Genomic DNA, 19,529 nt, shown 5'->3' on the forward strand with positions numbered 1-19,529 from the left:
GTCATATTGGGAATGTGACATTTGACAATATAAAAACGCTTTCAAATAGTCTACAATAGAGTCAAATAAAGGAGGCGTAGAAAAATGAAATACCTCGTTTTGGTCAGTCATGGTGGACTGGCAGAAGGTCTAAAAACATCACTAGCCATGTTTGCTGGTGATAAGATGGATCAAGTCATCGCAGTTGGACTCAAAGAAGGAAAATCGGTCGATGACTTCGCAGTTGATTTCAGAGAGAGCATTTCAGGATTGACAGCTGATGATTCTGTTTTGGTCTTGGCAGATATCGTAGGTGGTAGTCCATTAACCACTGCAGCCACGGTTCTAGAAGAAGCTGGAAAGCTCGATGGAGCCTTGATCCTTGGTGGGATGAACCTCACCATGGCCTTGACGGCAGTTGTGATGAAGGATGTGTTGGATGGAGACGATTTGTCAGCTACCATCTTATCAGAAGCACGATCTGCACTACAGCCTTTTGAAGTTTCAGCCACTGGTGCTGAAGAAGATGATGACGATATTTAATAGGGAGGTACCTTATGGTAGTAACATTTGTACGGATTGATGACCGCATGATTCACGGTCAGACAGTCACACGCTGGGCAAAGGAAAAACCATGTGATGGTTTGATTGCCGTAAACGATGCAGCAGCATCAAACAAGGTTTTGATCCAAGCTTACAAAGGCGCATCAGACAAGAAAACCTTTGTATGGACAAAGGAAGCCTTTAAGGAAAAATCAGCAAAAGTAACAGAATCAGATAGTCGTTACTTCTTAATCACCAAAAATCCAATCGATATGAAGGAAATTTTGGTCGACCAAGGGTTTGTCCCAGGTGATGTCAAAGAAATCATTGTTGGCCCTGCAAATGATCGTCCTGGAGCTGTGAAATTGGGAAATAACCAATCCATCACTCAGGAAGAAGCAGAAGCCTTCCAAGCCATTCAAGCAGCAGGCTACAAGGTGAAATTCCAATTGTTGCCAGATGTTTCCATCGGGTATTGGGATGATTTCAAATCAAAATTTGGTTTTTAAAACTAACAGTCTGATCTGTTAGGTAAATATATTTACAAACAAAAGGAGCGTTTGTTATGACAATTTCATGGATTCAAGCAATCTTGCTTGGTATTTTCGCCAGCTTGTCTTCAATGCCTGGTATGGGAGGTTCCAGTATCGGGAACTATACACTCGGTCGTCCTTTGATCGGTGGGTTGATTTCAGGTTTAATTCTTGGAGATGTGACAACCGGTATTATGGTCGGGGTTGCCCTTCAAGTCGTTTATATCGCCTTGGTAACACCTGGTGGTACCGTATCTGCCGATGTGCGTGCCATCTCTTACATCGGTGTTCCTCTTGCTATCTTGTTTGTGCATGCCAATAACATCACAGATGAAGCTGGAATCGCAGCTCCAATCGGTGCAGCCGTTGGGACAATTGGTACAGTTCTTTTCTACGGTACCGCTACTATGAACTTGGTTTGGCAACACATTGGTTGGAAAGCCGTTGAAGAAGGGAACTTCAAAAAACTCTACGCAGTTGACTGGGTTTACCCTTGGATCTCTCACTTCCTCTTCTCTTTCCTTCCAACAATGATTATCACCAAATACGGTGAAAACATGGTTGATTTGATGAAACAATACCTTCCTATGGATGGTTACTGGATGAAAGCTCTCTTTACAGTCGGAGCTCTTCTCCCATGTGTCGGTATTGCCATCTTGTTGAAACAAATTGTTACAGAAGCAACTGACTTCATTCCATTCTTCGTTGGATTTACCTTGGCTAAATCTCTCGGTTTGAACCTGGTATCAAGTGCCGTTGTTTCATTAATCTTTGCAGTAATCTACTATGAACTTGAAGTGATCAAATCAATGAAAGCTGCTCCAGCTGGAGTGGTGGATCTAGACGATGATGAGGAGGATATTTAAAATGGCTGATAGAAAGAAAATTTCAAAGAAAACATTAGCAAAAGCATTCCATCATTGGTATTATGGTCATTTGACTTGTTTCTCTCAAGAACATATGCAAACCTTCGGTTACTTGACTTCTATGCTTCCAATCGTAGAAGAAATGTATGACACAAAAGAAGAACAAAAAGAGGCTATGCAAACCTATACAGCCTTCTTCAACACTGAACCACAACTTGGATCTCTTGTTGTAGGGATTACAGCTGGTTTGGAAGAAGCGCGTGCCAATGGAGACGCAGTGGATGGCGAAACCATCAACGGAATGCGTGCCGGTTTGATGGGACCAATCGCTGGTATTGGTGACTCCTTGGTCGTTGGTACCTTGATCCCCGTTCTTTTAGGGATTGCTCTTGGGCTTTCTAAAGGTGGGAACATCGCTGGTGCCCTCTTCTACATCGTCGTATGGAACCTCTTGGTTTACTTTGGTATGCGCTTTGCCTTCTTCAAAGGTTACCAATTAGGGGATAAAGCCGTTGAATTCCTTGTAGGACCAAAAGGACAAGCTCTTCGGAAAGCAATCAGCGTTGTCGGTGGTATGGTCATCGGTGCTGTAGCAGCGACTTGGGTATCCGTTACAACAGCACTTCAATTCAAGAATGCAGAAGGAAAAGTCTTCTTGAACATCCAAGAAAAAATCGATGGTGTTTATCCAGGACTCTTGACAGCAGCCTTCATCACTCTTTGCTGGTGGTTGATGTCTAAGAAAAAAATTTCACCAAACAAAGTCATGTTGCTTCTCGTTGTCGTTGCTTTGATCGGTGTTGCTCTTGGTATCTTTGACCCACATCTTAAATACTAAGAGAAAGAAAAACAAATTTGCTAGTAGGAGTTTTTGAGAATGAAGTGAATAGACCTCCTTTACTGGCACTTCATTCTCAATTTTTAGTAGGAGGAACCCCATGGTTACAAAACAAGAACTTGTCAATGGATATGAAACAGAAATCAAGTACCAGCGTCATATGCTTGAGAATCTTGGTCGTTGGTTTAGTTTACTCTTTATCATTGCCAGTATTGGTGTGGTCTTGATCTATCTTTTTTACAAAAGCTTTCTCCCACTCATGATTCTAGGAATAATACTAGCGGTGGTTGGAATCTTGGGGATGGTGCTTTTTGGATATGGGATCTACCGCGGGCGGATCAATCTCCAAAAAGTGATCAATGATTTCAATCAAAAATTGACAATTTTAAATTGAAATTTTAGAAACATCTCATCTCTTTTTGAGGTGTTTTTTTCTTGACTATTTCTGACCAAGTGATACAATAGAAACATAAGTTAGCACTTGGGTATAAAGAGTGCTAAAAACACGTATGGAGGAACGACAATGTTAAAACCATTAGGAGACCGCGTGGTCTTAAAAGTAGAAGAAAAAGAACAGACTGTTGGAGGTTTTGTTCTCGCTGGTGTGAGCAAGGCCGATACAAAAACAGCTGAAGTAGTGGCCGTTGGTGAAGGTGTGCGTACCCTAAGTGGGGAGCTCATCGCCCCAGCTGTAAAAGCAGGAGACCAAGTTTTGGTTGAAAGTCATGCAGGAATTGAAGTTAAAGATGGGGAAGAAACCTACACCATCGTTGGAACATCAAACATTCTTGCAATTGTAGAGTAAGAGAAGAAAGAGGTAAGAGAAATGGCAAAAGATATTAAATTTTCATCAGATGCACGTTCTGCAATGGTCCGTGGTGTCGATGTCTTAGCAGATACAGTGAAAGTTACTTTGGGCCCTAAAGGACGCAATGTGGTTCTTGAAAAATCATTTGGTTCTCCATTGATCACAAATGATGGTGTGACCATCGCCAAAGAAATCGAATTGGAAGATCATTTTGAAAATATGGGAGCTAAATTGGTGTCAGAAGTAGCTTCTAAGACCAATGATATCGCAGGTGACGGGACAACGACCGCAACTGTTTTGACCCAGGCCATCGTCCGTGAAGGGATCAAAAACGTCACAGCAGGGGCTAACCCAATCGGTATCCGTCGTGGGATTGAGACTGCTGTTGCAACAGCAGTAGAAGCTTTGAAAAACAATGCGATTCCAGTATCGAGCAAGGAAGCCATTGCTCAAGTAGCTGCTGTGTCTTCGCGTTCTGAAAAAGTTGGCGAGTATATCTCAGAAGCCATGGAGAAAGTTGGCAAAGATGGGGTCATCACCATTGAAGAGTCTCGTGGAATGGAAACCGAGCTTGAAGTGGTTGAAGGAATGCAGTTTGATCGTGGTTACCTCTCACAATACATGGTGACGGATAATGAAAAAATGGTGGCAGACCTTGAAAATCCATACATTTTGATCACTGACAAGAAGATCTCAAATATCCAAGAAATCTTGCCATTGTTGGAAAGCATTCTTCAAAGCAACCGTCCACTCTTGATCATCGCAGATGATGTCGATGGCGAAGCTCTTCCAACACTTGTCTTGAACAAGATCCGTGGTACCTTTAATGTCGTAGCTGTTAAGGCACCAGGATTTGGTGATCGCCGCAAAGCCATGCTAGAAGACATTGCCATCTTGACAGGTGGTACAGTCATTACAGACGATCTTGGTTTGGAATTGAAAGATGCAACCATTGAAGCACTTGGTCAAGCAGCTAAAGTGTCAGTCGATAAAGACAGTACCGTCATTGTCGAAGGTTCTGGTAACCCAGAAGCGATCGCTAACCGTGTGGCGGTTATCAAGTCACAAATCGAAACCACAACCTCTGAATTTGACCGTGAAAAATTACAAGAACGTTTGGCTAAATTGTCTGGTGGCGTTGCCGTAATCAAGGTCGGTGCTGCAACAGAAACAGAATTGAAAGAAATGAAACTCCGTATCGAAGATGCCCTTAATGCAACTCGCGCACCGTTGAAGAAGGGATCGTTGCCGGAGGTGGTACAGCTCTTGTCAATGTCATCTCTGCAGTCGCAACCCTTGAATTAGAAGGAGATGAAGCGACCGGACGCAATATCGTTCTTCGTGCTTTGGAAGAACCCGTGCGCCAAATTGCCCACAATGCCGGTTACGAAGGATCTATTGTGATTGATCGCTTGAAAAATGCCGAAGTCGGAACAGGTTTCAATGCTGCAACAGGTGAATGGGTGAATATGATTGATGCAGGAATCATCGATCCAGTTAAAGTGAGCCGTTCAGCCCTTCAAAACGCCGCTTCCGTAGCGAGTCTGATCTTGACGACCGAAGCAGTTGTAGCCAACAAACCAGAACCAGCAGCCCCAGCAGGACCAGGAATGGATCCAAGCATGATGGGCGGGATGATGTAAGACACTTAGTCTAATGGGTGCTAAAGCACCTCATTAGGCTACGGCAAGCACCATGGTGCCTTGCCGAAGTGTCTTACTAAGAAAACAAAGAAGGCGTTATCGGCCTTCTTTGTTTTCTGTCGTAACCTGATACCAATGATTGGTGCTAAAGCACGAATCATTGGACGGTAGCCGCTATGTTGCGGCCTACCTAATCATCTCACTAGCTCAAAGAGAGTGGGACAGAAATCGGTAATTCGTTAGAATTCGATTTCGTTATCCCACCTCCGCACAGTTGAGTAGGGCTGTAAAAGCTGATGAAATCAGCGTAGTAGAGCCCACTCAACCACTGCGTCTTGCTCGACAATCCAAAAATAATTGAGAGGCTAGGACTTTTGTCCCAGCCTTTTTTTATCGTGCTTTGGGATTTTTATTTGTTATGGAATAATATTTTTATTTTAAATTTTGTAACAGAAATGATAAATACTAATTAAAGAGGACTTGCGTAGATGCTTGGGAATCAAGCGTTTGTGGTGTTTTCAGGCGGAGGAATATTTGCCAATAAATTGCAATACAAATTAACTGATTTTGTAATAATTCTAGTGTATACTAGTAAGAGTAGATCACAGGTCTACATTGTTGCAAGGGAAGGACTTCCCACATACATGTCTATTGACAATAAAACTTGATCGTAATATCGCTGTTAGTAAAATGAGAGTTTGAACATAGCGTAGATTTTATCGACCTTTTTCATATTAAAAAATATTTTTCAAATTCCCCTTGCGCAAGCTCTTCCGGATTCCTCCGGGAGAGTTTTTTTGTTAAGGGGAAAATGTAGAAGGCCTTTTGAGTCTCCTTTGAAAGAGTAGCTCAGCAGGCATCATTTATGGTAAAATAGAACATATTCGTCGAGGGGAAGGAGTGAGGACTTTGTTGAAGATTTTTGTGTTAGAAGATGAATGGATCCAACAATCGCGTATCGAAGCGGTCTTGCAGGATCTCATCCGTCAAAAATCCCTGCAATGCAAAGCGCCAGAAGTGTTTGGAAAGTCAAGCCAGTTGCTGGATGCTATCACAGAGAGAGGCGCCCATCACCTGTTCTTTTTAGATATCGAGATTAAAGGTGAGGAGAAAAAGGGTCTAGAGATCGCAAAAGAGATTCGTAAGAAAGATCCCCATGCGACCATTGTCTTTGTCACTACTCACTCTGAATTCATGCCCATTACCTTTCAGTACAAAGTGGCCGCCTTGGATTTTATCGATAAAACGCTGAGTGAGGAAGAGTTCAGAGAGAGAATCAGCTCAGCTATCGATTATACCTTGGAGCAAGTTGGGACCACGATTGCGCAAGATGCCTTTACATTTGAGAGTGCGATGGCGCGTGTACAAGTTCCTTTTAATAAGATTTTGTATGTTGAAACGTCTCCAACCATTCACAAGGTCATTTTACACACCCAGGAAGAGCGCTTGGAATTTTACGCTAGTATTGCCGATATCGAAAAAGCAGATCCCCGCTTGTATCGGTGCCACCGCTCCTTTGTGGTGAATCCGCAAAATATTACGAAGATTGATAAAGAAGCCAAGAAAGCTTTTTTTGAAAATGGGGACAATTGCTTGATCTCACGGACCAAGTACAGAGGCTTACTGGAAGCTTTGAAAAAATAGAAGGGAGAAAGAATTGCTGTTAGATATTCTAATGTCTTACCTAAAGTTCTTCGTCAGCATGCTGATCTATCGTCATATCAGTAGACAAGAGTTCACCTTGCGCTGGCTCTTTTTGTGCCCCTTCTTCTTTGCAATTATCTTTACCCTTGTGCCACCGGTAGGCTTTTTTGGCTATTTCTTAGTATTTATTGCCTATAGTTTCTATCGAAATCGTAACATACGACACCTTTTGAATATTTTTTACGGGCTCTACCCGGTTGTCATGGAGAGTCTCATTGGGCGCCTCCTAGCCTTTTATGTCTTTCCAATGCTAGGGATCGTACTTGTTCATGAGGCATCTGTCAGCTGGTATGATGCTCTACTTGAATTGCTGGTCTTTCCTGTTTATATAGGAATCACTAAATTGTTAAAACTAGATTTTACAGATCTAAAAGTAGGATTTCAACGGCAGTATTTTAATCGTTTCTTACTCCCAATGGATCTTTCCATGTTTGTGTATTTGCTCAGTGTTGTAGGTCTGGTGGTTTTTGAGGATATTATTCCGCATGCAGATGCTTTGCGGAAACAGTTAAATAGTATTTATTTGATTTTGTTTTTTGTGATGCTCTTGTATTTCAATGCAGTGTCCAAAGAACGATTGAAACAAGAGATTCTGGAACAAAAAGATAGGCAACTGCAGGAGTTAGCCACCTATAGTCAACACGTCGAAATGCTCTACGGGGAGATTCGTGCCTTTCGTCATGATTACCTGAATATTTTAACCAGTCTCAAATTAAGTATTGAGCACGAAGACCTCAATGCGATCAGGGAAGTCTATGAGAATGTTCTTCGAGAGAGTGGCCAGCAATTTTACAATAGTAAGTTTGATATTGCCAAACTCAGTCACATAGAAAATCCAGCTGTAAAAAGTGTTCTGTCCGCAAAATTATTGGAAGCTCAAAATAAAGGGATTGGGATCTCTGTCGAGATCGATGAACCTGTTCGTGATTTATTCATCGAGGTTTTAGATTTCATCACCTTCTTATCCATCCTTTGTGACAATGCTATCGAAGCGAGTCTCGAATCAGACGACCCACAGCTGACTCTTGCCATGCTCCAGGAGGAAAACTCCCTCATCTTAATAGTTGAAAATAGTACAAAAGCTGAAAAAATAGATCTGGCGAGAATTTTTGAAAAGGACTACTCGAGTAAAGGAGAGGGCCGCGGTCTTGGCTTGTACAAGATCCAACAATTACTGGAAAAATATCCCAAAACGACAGTGTCTACCAAGAGTTCAAACTACCGATTTACCCAGAGTCTGACCTTTTGGAAGGAATAATAGAAGAGAGAGTGGGACAGAAATCGGTAATTCATTAGAATTCGATTTCGTCGTCCCACCTCCGCACAGTTGAGTAGGGCTGTAAAAGCTGATGAAATCAGCGAAGTAGAGCCCACTCAACCACTGCGTCTTGCTCGACAATCCAAAAATAATTGAGAGGCTAGGACTTTTGTCCCAGCCTCTTTTTTGACCATTCACGACGATTTTCTGACCGATTCTGACAGAGAGCTACAAAGACTGTCCCTTTGAAGTATACTGTATACAAGATCAATAAGAAAAGAGGGATCGTATGTTTCAGGTCGCATCTATTACAAAATCATTTAAGGAGAAAGCTGTATTAAAGGGAGTGTCTTTTTCGATAGAAGAAGGAGACAAAATTGCCTTGCTGGGAAATAATGGAGTAGGAAAAAGCACCCTGTTCAACATTATCGCTGGGCAGCTCCAGGCCGATTCGGGAACGATAAAGACTTCGCTTGATTTTCAAAGAGAAATTGGGATGATGCCTCAGGGGGATCTGCTCATCGAGGATTTAACCGTCGCTGAATTCGTCGAATTAAAAAGCCGGATGAATCAGCTGAAGCAGGCTGATATCAATGGACTCTTAGAGATGGTCGAATTGAGAGGCTCAAAAGAGCAGATGGTGGGAAGTCTTTCCGGTGGTCAAAAGAGACGCTTGTCCTTGTTGTTAACTATTTTGAATCATCCAAAGTTGATTTTTTTAGATGAGCCAACGACTGGCATGGACTTGGAAGCAGTGGATAACTTTTGGAAACTACTGGAGCAGCAAGAGTTTACATCTGTTGTGGTGACCCATGATTTCAACCAAATTGATGCCTTTTTTACAAAAGTCCTGATTTTAAAAGAGGGTCGAATTGCTGCCGCAAAAGCTGTTGAGGACATTCACCAGGCTGGTCAAACCATTGAGCAGTATTTCCGGGAAGAGATGAATAAAGGAGGGGAACAAGCATGAAAAAGATTCAATTAAAACAAGTTTTACGAAATAAGCGCTTTGTATTATTCACCATTATTTTACCCATAGGCTGGTATATCTTCTTTTATCAGCTTCAAAAAGGAGTTTCGCCAAGTATTTTATTAGGTATTGCCGTATTTATCGGGGTCATTGGCAATAGCCTTGCAACTTTTAGTAAGCGTATCGCCTCAGATATTGGGTTTTATTCTTTTGAATCCCACTTTACAAGCTATAGTGTCAAGAACTATTTATGGGATCAAAGCATCGTACAACTGATTTTGAACAGCTTGATCTTTTTAGCAGTACTAGTAGTTGCTGTTTTAGGTTTTCACTTTCCAGTGACGACTAGCCTGTTGGTACAATTTTTCCTCTTATCCTTGATGGGGATCTACTTTAGCGTGATTGGCTTTGTTCTTGGGGTCAGGGTAGATGCCAAGACGATTGATACCATTGGCTTTCCTGTCATTATTTTGGCCGCTATGACCATTATTCCCTTTGATACGCTTGGCGCAAGTGGAGGATTTATGGACCTGGTTGGCAAGCTACAACGGGCTTTCCCAGGCTATTATTATACAAAGCTGATCCAAGATTTGACGGAGAAACAAACGATCGATGCTACCCAATTAGCGCTCTTTGTTGCCGTATTTGGATTGAATTTGCTATTTTTCTATCTGCTCGTACCCAAAGGAAAAATGGGGAACTAGGAGAGTAAAAAAATGCCCCCTACATGGATTTGTAAGAACTTTTCATATTGAAAATAAACAAAAATGTTGAAATATAGCTGATTTTAGGGAAATACTTTTAGGTATTTTCAATGTCAGGATTTAAAAATGGGGCAAAAGTGGGGCAAAAACAAATTAACGAAAAAAATATCGAGTTCGTGCATCAAGTAAATGATAAATTGCAAGAATAAGTGCAACATTTACTCGAACTCATCCTCTAGAGCTTCACTAGCAGTTCTGTAAGCTAAACATTTTCGTGGTCGGTGATTGATATCATATAAAGCCTTGGTTCCCAAAGCTTTTTTTATGTTATAATCTCATTAAAATATTCCCCAGTTAGATTTGGAATATTTTTTATTCTGTGTCACATAAAAATAAATAAAATGACTAGCTATAGCTAGAGCAAAAATGGTTGCAACACTCAGCACTGTTATAGGATTAGAAGCGAAAACCAAAGAGAGAATCAAGGCAGCCAGATAGAGTGTCGCTTGGACACAGTAGTAACTTTTCGAATAGCGAAGATAGTGTTTATTATAGGGCCCATTTGCTAGGACAGCAGCTTGGAAGAGGCCAATTCCGATATAAAAGAAGCTGATTGCAGTGAGAAGATTAGCCTCAGGATTCAGAAGAAAACCCATCGAAACTGTTATCAACATAAGCCCAATGAAAATAGGATAGTGACTATAAATTAGAAATAGTCCCTTTTGACTGGATCCTCCATCAATAGCATGGTCAAATTCACCAAAATAAAACAGGAACAGAGAAAGCATGATAATGAAATTTAGAACCGAATAAATCGAGAAATTCTCGGCTGTAAAGAAGCTACCTAGCCCAATAACCATCTCTCCAAACGTAATAATGACAAGAAGGGAGACGCGCTCGATTAAATGGGGAAAATTTACCTGGAAATGCTCATCTTTAATAATCAAGAAAATTGGCACAATAAATGTTAGCAGAATACTAGCAATAAAGATATAGACTCCAACGTAAATAGGGAAAAGAGCTGCCAGATAGACTCCTAAACTTTGTAAACCTGTTAACCATAGAAAACCTTTGATACTTTCCCGATCAGTATTATCGGTTGATTCTCTAAAAAACTCAACCAAATATTGAAAAAATAAGGTAAGGGTCAATGTACCAAGAGCCCAACAGGTATAATAGAACCATTGTTGCCAATTGTATCCAATCATATTGGATATAAAGAGCATAAGTCCCATGTTGATAAACATGGTTAACATATTAAATAACGAGTTCGTTCCATAGCGATTGGTATAAATGGTTTGAATCATCCAGGAATTGATGATAACCATGACAGAGATGAAGAAATCAAGTAAAGAATCCCAAGCAAAAACACCGTTATGAAGAGGGTGAATTAAAGCAGTTGCTTTTGAAATTGCAAAAACAAAAACTAGGTCATAAAAAAGTTCTGAAAATTCTACACGTTTATGTTTAATAAGAGTTGTCATCTTAAGTCCTTTCTATTCTAGAAGTACAATTTATTATAACAGAAAATGGTAATGAGAGAAAAGGATATGCTTAAATAACTTCATGTGACGCGAATTGTCAAAATCTTGACTTCTTTTGTCATTTACTTGAAAAAGCAACCCTGACGAGTTGATTAAAATCCTATTAAAAATTAACTTTGTCAGGATCATCCTGAGTTTTGATGCCTTGAATCTTATCCAAGACCGCCATATCTTCCTCTGATAAGTCGAAGCCGAAGATATCCAAGTTAGCTTTTATATTTTTAGGTGTCACAGACTTAGGTAGTGGCAAGAAACCTTTTTGAAGGCTCCAACGCAGAGCAACTTGTGCCACAGATTTACCGTTACGTTCAGCCACTGCTTCAACATCTTCATTTCCAAAAATACCACCTGTACCTAGTGGACTATAGGCTTCAAGAAGGATATCGCGCTCTTGGCAATAGGCAACTAAGTCTTCTTGGTCACAACCTGGAGCCAAGAGGATTTGATTGACATGTGGAACAATTTCAGCTGTTTCAATAAGAGCTTCTAGGTGATGTTGCATAAAGTTAGACACACCGATAGCGCGCACCTTACCTTCTTTGTAGGCTTCTTCCATAGCCTTCCATGCACCCGCATTGCCAGCCTTCCAAGCATCATTCTCACGAAGCGCCTTTGGATTAGGCCAATGGATAAGCAAAAGATCCAAATAATCCACACCAAGTCTTTCGAGAGACTCATCGATAGAAGTCTTAGCCAACTCGTAATCGTGCTTATCATTCCAAAGTTTGGTAGTTAGGAAAATATCCTCACGTGCCAAATCACTATCAGCAATCGCCTTACCTACAGAAACCTCGTTACCGTAAATTTGTGCGGTATCAATATGTGTGTAACCAGCCTTAAGTGCGAAGCTAACGCTGTTATAGGCTTCTTCGCCTTCAGCAATTTGCCAAGTTCCAAAACCAATTTTAGGAATAGTAACCCCATTTGCAAGTGTATATGTTTCCATGATTTTCACCTTATCTTTTTTTAATAGTACTATCTTAAAAAAGATAAGACAAAAATGCAAAGATTTGCTACGGCTATTATTATGAATAGTTCCTTACTTCTTTTTCCGCTGTTCGTAACAGCTTTTGGAGATATTATTACTTGGGAAGAGAATGAATTTGTAAGAACTTTTCATATTGAAAATAAACAAAAATATTGAAATATAGCTGATTTTAGGAAATACTTTTAGGTATTTTCAATGTCAGGATTTAAAAATGGGGCAAAAGTGGGGAAAAACGAATGACTCGCATTTGGTTTGAAAATCTATAATACCTAATGATTATGCTATACTAGATATATAGTGTTGTTATAAATAAATGTCGGCGTGAGAACAAATCGGAGGATAAAATGGAAAAACAAATTAATGAAAAAATTCGTGAGATTGCACAGAGTGTTAATGAGACAATACCAGTAGCATGGGATAATCTTTTTATTAACATAAGTTTAGCTTTTGATGGAGGAGAGGTATATTATTTCTTTAATGAAGAGGGGAAAAATGAGTATATCTACAATCTATATATTCCAAAGCGGTATGGTATTCCTAATTTAGAATTTCGGAATCAAGAAAGACGCACCTTTAGATTAGCTTGGGAGTTGAGAGAAATTTTTGAGAAAGAAGGCCAACCTTTGTGGACTTCTTGTACTATAAAAGTAATTGGCACGAAATTATCTGCTGAATTTGACTATGCACCTTGGAATGAAAGTGATTATAGTTCAGGTCAACAAATGGACTTTTTTGAATATAAATATCTCGGAAAGCAACCAGCTAATGAAAAAGAACTAGAACAGTTCAAGGCTATGAAAGCCTTCCAAAGAGAGCATAATGGCAAATAGTTATATCTAAAGAATAAACCACCTACGCGGTGGTTTTCTTGTTGTTTAACAAATGTTGGTACATATGGTTTATGGTATACTATGGTTGTAGAGAAATGATGCTAAAAATCAAATCGGAGGAAAACATGCTAGAAAACTTTATCAAAGTGGCAGATATGCCCCAAGAAGTTATTGAAAAATACAAGGACCAAGTCCCTGCTGAGTTGTTACAGATTTGGCAGGAAGATGGCTTGGGAACCTTTTTAGATGGTTATCTCAAAGTCATTAATCCAGATGACTATCTTGAACTTCTCCAAGATAGTTATTTCAGAGGAGATATCGCTTTTCCTATGTTCGTAACAGCATTTGGAGATATTATTACTTGGGAAGAGAATGAATTTGTTGGTATTGTAAAATATAACCTTCAAGACTGCGACATTATTATAAAGAGCTTGAAATATTTCCTTCAGTATTTAGATAACTCATATGTGACTGATAACTTTGAACTTGATTTATATAGACAAGCTGTATCAAAACATGGTGCTCTGTCTTATAACCAATGTTTCGGTTTTGTCCCGCTCTTGGCATTAGGAGGCTTTAAAGATGTGGATCACATGGATAAAGTAAAAGTCCTGGAACACATTTATCTCATGTACCAACTCACAGGCGGAGTATTTGACGATTGATAAAAAAGAACCACCCTTGCGGTGGTTTTTTCGACGAAAACGAGTGTGAGATAAATAACGAGTCTTTGGATGAGACTCTCTAATTTGGTGAATATAAATTATTTGGTACAAAAAACAAAATGACAAGCAAAAAAGCCTTATAAATCAAGGCTTTTTCCTGTTGATTTAGATACCCCCTACATGGATTTGTAAGAACTTTTCATATTGAAAATAAACAAAAATGTTGAAATATAGCTGATTTTAGGGAAATACTTTTAGGTATTTTCAATGTCAGGATTTAAAAATGGGGCAAAAGCGGGGCAAAAACGAATGACTCGTATTTTGTTTGAAAACCTATAATACCTAATGATTATGCTATTCTAGATATATAGTTTTGTTATAAATAAATGTCAGTGCGAGATCAAATTGGAGAATAAAATGGAAAAACAAATTTCTACGTAGAATGGAATGCGAAAAAGTGATAATTAAAGAGACGAAAAAGCTGAGAATATGATTTCCCAGCTTTTTTGAATGCGATAGAAATAGCAACTAGACTATTTACGAAAGGCCTCAATAATGTAGGTGAAGCCAGTAACTAAAAATGAAAAGGCAATGACATAAACGACAAAGACACCTGTAGCCACTGGATTGAACAGAATCACTAGACCTAGTAAAAATTCAAGCAAGGCTACCCACGTGATATTGCTACCAATAATAGGGAAAATCAATCCTAGACGATTGCCTTTAAAGAAAGCAATAATGGCTTCTACAATTAACCAAATTCCTACAATGGTCGGAATGACGACCGGCAGGGTCACAAAGCCATAAGCAACGAGGTAAAGAGCTAAGAGAAGACTAACAAATCCTTGGAAAAGATTAACAGGTGAGCGAAGCTCTTTTGGTGCAGAGAAATAGCCTAAAATAGCTGCTATAGAAGAAACCAGTAAACCAAATGAAATCCACCAGCTGTAAGCAACAAGATTAGCTACTGGGTTTGTAAATAGGAAAAGTCCTAAAAGGACAAAAACAACTCCTGCAAGGAATAGCAGTAAACGATTAGAAAATTTCATTTCAATACCCCCTATATAGTATAGTTTGCTAATAAAACTATTGTACTTATTTTTATAGAAAATGTCAATAAAATAAATAAACAATTTGGAAGTTTCAGTCTGACTTACAAAAAGAAAAGGAGTTTTCACTCCTTTTCACAGATTGAAGACAAAGTCCTTATAAAAGTGTCTTCTAAAGATTTTAACTTCAATCTGAAGCGAGGTTATCCTCGCTTTTTCTATTTATCAAACAATTCCTTATTTTCAATTAAGAGTTCTAGTGGAGATTTATCCCTTGCTTCAATAAAACCAGGTTCATATTGGTTATGAAGTGTTCTTTTCTGAGAAGTTGGATCAATATACAACTCATCTCCATCTTCTGTGTATAGTTGGTTGCCTCTTGTTAAGTAAAGTAAATCCTCTAAGTACTGTCCATCAGTTTCTAGAAAATCTTCGATGTATTTGACAGCTTTTAAAATCTCACTTACTTTATCAGAGTATTCATTAGATTCAAGAACACTCTTTTCTAACTCAATCTCTTTACTAGTTCCAAATAGTTGGGTTGGAGTTGCATTAAAATATTCTGCTATCTTATCCAAATTTGCAAAGGTAGGATAGCTTTTTTGTTTTTCGTAATCAGAGATGTCTGGAAAGATTGCTCATAAAAAAATGTGGGGCAAATGATGGGGCAAATCAGTTATAGACAAGCAAAAAAGCCTTATAAATCAAGGCTTTTTCCTGTTGATTTAGATGCCCCCTGCATGGATTTGGAAAGGATTTTCATATTGAGAGTAATTAAAAATATTGAAATATAAGTGATTTTAGGGAAGTACTTTTAGGTATTTCCAATGTCATGATTTAAAAATGGGGCAAAAACGAATGACTCTCATTTGGTTTGAAAACCTATAATATCTAATGATTATGCTATACTAGAAATATAGTGTTGTTATCAATAAATATCAGTGCGAGACTAATCGGAGGATAAAATGGAAAAACAAATTAATGAAAAAATTATCGAAATGGATAGGGAATATCCCTTTTTATTTTGCTTTAAATCAGATTTTTGGATGGAATAGTAGATGATAAGACAAAATATCTTTGAACATACAAAAAGACAAACGCCAAAAATGACGTCTGTCTACGTTCTGAGGTAGCCTTTAGGCTCCCTTTTTTCTTAGAAAATACCGATGAGTAATTGCATGCCAAGACTAGTCAGGATGATAGCAATCCAGCAAAGGGCTCCAAGAAGAATGGATTTTCCACTGGATTTGATCATAGCAACGAGGTTAGTTTTGAGACCAATAGCACTCATAGCCATGATGATGAGGAATTTGGAGAGCTGTTTGAGAGGTGAAAAGAAGCTATTGCTAACACCAAAAGAAGTAAGGACGGTAGTTAGCAGAGAAGCTAGGATGAAGTAGAGAATGAAAACGGGGAAGATTTTTTTAAGCTTTACTCCTTGGTTGTTGTCTTGTTGACGGCTTTGCCAATAGGAGAGGAAGAGAGTAATAGGGATAATAGCTAAGGTACGAGTCAGTTTGACAATGGTTGCAGATTCTAGAGTATTGGTATGATACAGACTATCCCAGGCGCTAGCTGTGGCTGTTACAGAGGAAGTATCGTTGACCGCAGTACCCGCAAAGAGAGCAAAACCTTCGTTGGAGAGATGGAGCCAAGAACCTAGAGTTGGAAAGATAAGAGCTGCCAAGACATTGAAGAAAAAGATAACAGAAATGGCTTGGGCTACTTCTTTTTCCTTGGCGTGAATAACAGGAGCAGTCGCTGCAATGGCAGAACCGCCACAGATAGAAGAGCCTACCCCAATCAAGGTAGCTAGCTTTGTATCCATGTTAAAAAATCGTTGGAAAAAGAAAGCAATAATTAAAGCGATAGAAATAGTCGAAAGGATGACAGGAAGGGAAGATTTTCCAACTGCGAAAACTTGAGAGATATTGAGTCCAAAACCAAGTAAGATAACAGCATACTGAAGCAATTTTTTGGAGCTATAAGTCAAACCAGCATCCAGTTGTTTATAGGGAGTGAGAAAGGGGTAGAGAATCATTCCGATAAAAATGGCGAAAACAGGTGCTCCCACAACAGGCAGAAAGCCTCCTAAAACCCAAGAGATGATAGAAATGATCAGACAGGCTAACAGTCCTGCCCAATTTTTTGATAGAAATGACATAAAAACCTCCGAAAATAAATACCCCTTATTATAATCTTATTTATCAGAAAAGTAAAATAGAAAATAGAAAGTAGGAATAAGGTAGTAAATTAACGGAATTTTGCGGTCAGAGAGCTTTTTGTAATATAATAGATATATGTTCTTTGATCAATAAGGATGCAAATGTGGCATATGTTATTGAAAAAAATGAATTTGATGAGCCTGGACATGTGAAGTAATTATGTGAGATAAGAAAATAAATAAGAGAGTTGAAAATGTACTGATCCCAAAAGTTAGATTTTTTTCTGTCTAACTTTTGGGATCAGTACATATCCTCGCTTTTTTAATCTAATAGGTCCTTATTTTCAATTAAGAGTTCTAGTGGGGATTTATCTCTTGCTACAATAAAACCAGGTTCATATTGGTTATGAAATGTTCTTTTCTGAGAAGTTGGATCAATATACAACTCATCTCCATCTTCTGTGTATAGTTGGTTGCCTCTTGTTAGGTAAAGTAAATCCTCTAAGTACTGTCCATCAGTTTCTAGAAAATGTTCGATGTATTTGACAGCCTTTAAGATCTCACTTACTTTATCAGAGTATTCATTCGATTCAAGAACACTCTTTTCTAATTCAATCTCCTTACTTGTTCCAAAAAGTTGAGTTGGAGTTGCATTAAAATATTCTGCTATCTTATCTAAATTTGCAAAGGTAGGATAGCTTTTTTGTTTTTCGTAGTCAGAGATGTCTGGAAAGATTGCTCATAAAAAAATGTGGGGCAAATGATGGGGCAAATCAGTTATAGACAAACAAAAAAGCCTTGTAAATCAAGGCTTTTTCCTGTTGTATGTAGATGCCCCCTACAGGGCTCGAACCTGTGACCCATAGATTAAGAGTCTACTGCTCTACCAACTGAGCTAAGGAGGCAAATATAAAAAGCTGTATTGGTGCCGATACTTCACGATTTGTATTGAACCCGCGCAATTAAGCAGGTGGGCAACTCGCTCTGACTTAGCTGCTTCCGCGTGAAACGGCCTGCATACTGCCAGAAGTCTTTTGTTTCCCTAATAATACAAAAAATAGTCGGTCAACACTTAAGTGTGAAGTCGTACACCACAGCGTTTCTATATGTATATGATACCACATTTTGAAAATATTTCAAGGGAAAATCTCAATTATTTGAAACCGATGTCACTTTTTCTTGAATTGATCAATCTTCTCCTTGGTAGCTCCGAGAGCACGCTCGTACTTGCCGTTTTCATTGGGAATAAAGTAGGACGCGTGTTTGAGCTTGTCTGGCAGGTAGTCCTGCTTGACCCAGTTGCCAGGGTAGTTGTGGGGATATTTATAGTTTTGCGCATTCCCCAGTTCCTTGCTTCCAGCATAATGACCATCGCGGAGGTGGCGAGGAATGGGAAGGTTGCCAGATGTCCTCAGATCAGACAGGGCCTTGTCCATGGCAACGTAGGCTGAGTTAGATTTAGGCGAAAGGGCTAGATCGATGACGATGTTGGCGATGAGAATGCGGGCCTCAGGAAAGCCGATGCGCTCCGCTGCCTGAAGGGCTGTTACGGTATGGATCTGCGCATCTGGATTGGCCAGGCCAATATCCTCATAAGCGATGACGGTCAAGCGACGAGCTAGGCTGGGTAGATCTCTAGCTTCGATCAAACGAGCGGCGTAGTGAAGGCTGGCATCGACATCTGAACCACGGATAGACTTTTGCAGGGCAGAGAGCACATCGTAGTGGCCGTCTCCATCTTTGTCCATGGTGATGTAGCTGCGCTGGAGGCTGTTTTCCATGATCTCTAGCGTAATATGGCGGATCCCTTCTGCATTTTCAGAGGTCGACAGCACAGCCAGATCGAGAGAATTAAAGGCAGAGCGAAGATCTCCATTGGTTGAGGTAGCGATGAAATCCAAAGCGTCCTCATCGAGCACGACTGGAAAATCAAAGCCACGCTCGGGATCATCCAGCGCCGTTTTTAGAGCTTGCTTGACCTCCTCCGTCGTCAATGGTTCCAACTCAAAGATTTGTACGCGGCTACGAATAGCGGGTGTGACAGAGAAAAAGGGATTTTCAGTCGTTGCACCGATCATGATGACCAGACCGCTTTCGAGCAAAGGCAGGAGAAAATCTTGCTTGGTTTTATCGAGGCGATGGATTTCGTCCAAGAGCAGGACCAAGCCACCAGAAAATTTGGCCTCCTCTGCGATTTCTTGTAGGCGTTTTTTACTGTCAACCGTTGCATTAAAAGTCCGAAAGGCATACTTAGTCGTTCCTGCGATCGCAGAAGCAATACTGGTCTTTCCGATCCCCGGAGGTCCATAGAGAATCATAGAGGACAGACGATTGGCCTCGACCATGCGACGAATGATTTTGCCTTCTCCAACCAGGTGCTGTTGACCGATGACTTGATCGATCGTCCGTGGTCGCATACGGAGTGCGAGATTGTCGGGCATTT

General features: G+C 39.8%; 19 protein-coding genes, 1 tRNA gene, 1 other RNA gene and 1 pseudogene. 13 read left to right on the forward strand and 9 right to left on the reverse strand.

The features are described 5' to 3' along the window. Window positions 1–84 precede the first annotated feature (84 nt). The 11 genes and pseudogenes from AB4X21_RS01255 (at window position 85) to AB4X21_RS01305 (ending at window position 9,846) form a co-directional block, all read left to right on the forward strand. Window positions 85–522, forward strand: a complete 438-nt coding sequence (locus tag AB4X21_RS01255; RefSeq protein ID WP_031572670.1) for a PTS sugar transporter subunit IIA — start codon at window positions 85–87, stop codon at window positions 520–522. Between the two features lie 14 nt (window positions 523–536). Further along, entirely contained in the window at window positions 537–1,031 is a 495-nt protein-coding gene (locus AB4X21_RS01260) for a PTS sugar transporter subunit IIB (RefSeq protein WP_000261775.1), read from the forward strand. 56 nt (window positions 1,032–1,087) lie between these two features. Continuing rightward, window positions 1,088–1,921: a PTS mannose/fructose/sorbose/N-acetylgalactosamine transporter subunit IIC gene (locus AB4X21_RS01265; RefSeq protein WP_369088041.1), complete on the forward strand. Its 834-nt coding sequence runs from the start codon at window positions 1,088–1,090 to the stop codon at window positions 1,919–1,921. Continuing rightward, complete coding sequence (locus AB4X21_RS01270; RefSeq protein WP_369088355.1) at window positions 1,905–2,759, forward strand: PTS system mannose/fructose/sorbose family transporter subunit IID; 855 nt, start codon at window positions 1,905–1,907, stop codon at window positions 2,757–2,759. Before AB4X21_RS01265 ends, AB4X21_RS01270 begins: the two co-directional genes overlap by 17 nt. Before the next feature lie 100 nt (window positions 2,760–2,859). Next, window positions 2,860–3,153, forward strand: a complete 294-nt coding sequence (locus AB4X21_RS01275; RefSeq protein ID WP_369088042.1) for a DUF202 domain-containing protein — start codon at window positions 2,860–2,862, stop codon at window positions 3,151–3,153. A gap of 129 nt (window positions 3,154–3,282) precedes the next feature. Beyond that, window positions 3,283–3,564, forward strand: a complete 282-nt coding sequence (gene groES / locus AB4X21_RS01280; protein ID WP_369088043.1) for a co-chaperone GroES — start codon at window positions 3,283–3,285, stop codon at window positions 3,562–3,564. Window positions 3,565–3,585: 21 nt separating this feature from the next. After that, window positions 3,586–5,210 (forward strand): annotated as a pseudogene (gene groL, locus AB4X21_RS01285) (chaperonin GroEL). A 909-nt stretch (window positions 5,211–6,119) separates the two neighbouring features. Beyond that, window positions 6,120–6,854 (forward strand): response regulator transcription factor, encoded by a 735-nt coding sequence (locus AB4X21_RS01290; RefSeq protein ID WP_369088044.1) that lies wholly within the window; start codon window positions 6,120–6,122, stop codon window positions 6,852–6,854. A 31-nt stretch (window positions 6,855–6,885) separates the two neighbouring features. Continuing rightward, window positions 6,886–8,172 (forward strand): sensor histidine kinase, encoded by a 1,287-nt coding sequence (locus AB4X21_RS01295; RefSeq protein WP_369088045.1) that lies wholly within the window; start codon window positions 6,886–6,888, stop codon window positions 8,170–8,172. Between the two features lie 289 nt (window positions 8,173–8,461). Next, window positions 8,462–9,142 carry an ABC transporter ATP-binding protein gene (locus AB4X21_RS01300; RefSeq protein ID WP_369088046.1) on the forward strand — a complete coding sequence of 227 codons (681 nt, stop codon included), beginning with the start codon at window positions 8,462–8,464 and terminating at the stop codon, window positions 9,140–9,142. Further along, complete coding sequence (locus tag AB4X21_RS01305; RefSeq protein ID WP_369088047.1) at window positions 9,139–9,846, forward strand: ABC transporter; 708 nt, start codon at window positions 9,139–9,141, stop codon at window positions 9,844–9,846. Before AB4X21_RS01300 ends, AB4X21_RS01305 begins: the two co-directional genes overlap by 4 nt. A 338-nt stretch (window positions 9,847–10,184) precedes the next feature. Here the strand turns inward: AB4X21_RS01305 and AB4X21_RS01310 are convergent, their stop codons facing one another. Together AB4X21_RS01310 and AB4X21_RS01315 are read right to left on the reverse strand one after the other, a co-directional pair. Continuing rightward, window positions 10,185–11,330 carry a low temperature requirement protein A gene (locus tag AB4X21_RS01310; RefSeq protein WP_369088048.1) on the reverse strand — a complete coding sequence of 382 codons (1,146 nt, stop codon included), beginning with the start codon at window positions 11,328–11,330 and terminating at the stop codon, window positions 10,185–10,187. A 163-nt stretch (window positions 11,331–11,493) separates the two neighbouring features. Next, window positions 11,494–12,336, reverse strand: a complete 843-nt coding sequence (locus tag AB4X21_RS01315) for an aldo/keto reductase (RefSeq protein ID WP_369088049.1) — start codon at window positions 12,334–12,336, stop codon at window positions 11,494–11,496. 386 nt (window positions 12,337–12,722) lie between these two features. Here AB4X21_RS01315 and AB4X21_RS01320 point away from each other — a divergent pair, with 386 nt between their 5' ends. After that, window positions 12,723–13,208 carry an immunity protein YezG family protein gene (locus tag AB4X21_RS01320; protein ID WP_009732100.1) on the forward strand — a complete coding sequence of 162 codons (486 nt, stop codon included), beginning with the start codon at window positions 12,723–12,725 and terminating at the stop codon, window positions 13,206–13,208. A 125-nt stretch (window positions 13,209–13,333) separates the two neighbouring features. After that, window positions 13,334–13,873, forward strand: a complete 540-nt coding sequence (locus AB4X21_RS01325) for a T6SS immunity protein Tdi1 domain-containing protein (protein ID WP_049473943.1) — start codon at window positions 13,334–13,336, stop codon at window positions 13,871–13,873. Between the two features lie 533 nt (window positions 13,874–14,406). On the opposite strand, the gene AB4X21_RS01330 is transcribed toward AB4X21_RS01325, so the two are convergent. From AB4X21_RS01330 to AB4X21_RS01360, 7 genes are all read right to left on the reverse strand, one after another. Further along, the gene (locus tag AB4X21_RS01330) at window positions 14,407–14,922 is read right to left on the reverse strand and encodes a DUF308 domain-containing protein (RefSeq protein ID WP_369088050.1); all 516 of its coding nucleotides are present in this window, start codon (window positions 14,920–14,922) and stop codon (window positions 14,407–14,409) included. A gap of 218 nt (window positions 14,923–15,140) precedes the next feature. After that, a complete protein-coding gene (locus AB4X21_RS01335; RefSeq protein ID WP_225305933.1) occupies window positions 15,141–15,557 on the reverse strand; it encodes a helix-turn-helix domain-containing protein in 417 nt (138 codons plus the stop codon). Between the two features lie 518 nt (window positions 15,558–16,075). Then, complete coding sequence (locus AB4X21_RS01340) at window positions 16,076–17,086, reverse strand: YeiH family protein (protein WP_031576934.1); 1,011 nt, start codon at window positions 17,084–17,086, stop codon at window positions 16,076–16,078. A gap of 322 nt (window positions 17,087–17,408) precedes the next feature. Next, a complete protein-coding gene (locus AB4X21_RS01345) occupies window positions 17,409–17,822 on the reverse strand; it encodes a helix-turn-helix domain-containing protein (RefSeq protein ID WP_081103087.1) in 414 nt (137 codons plus the stop codon). Between the two features lie 96 nt (window positions 17,823–17,918). Further along, a tRNA-Lys gene (locus AB4X21_RS01350) sits at window positions 17,919–17,991 on the reverse strand. Between the two features lie 5 nt (window positions 17,992–17,996). Further along, window positions 17,997–18,189, reverse strand: a non-coding RNA gene (gene ssrS / locus AB4X21_RS01355) — 6S RNA. Window positions 18,190–18,255: 66 nt separating this feature from the next. Then, on the reverse strand, window positions 18,256–19,527 hold the full coding sequence (locus AB4X21_RS01360; protein WP_369088051.1) for a replication-associated recombination protein A: 1,272 nt from the start codon (window positions 19,525–19,527) through the stop codon (window positions 18,256–18,258). Window positions 19,528–19,529 lie beyond the last annotated feature (2 nt).

Source organism: Streptococcus sp. CP1998 (assembly GCF_041026655.1).
Classification (GTDB): Bacteria; Bacillota; Bacilli; order Lactobacillales; family Streptococcaceae; genus Streptococcus; species Streptococcus dentalis.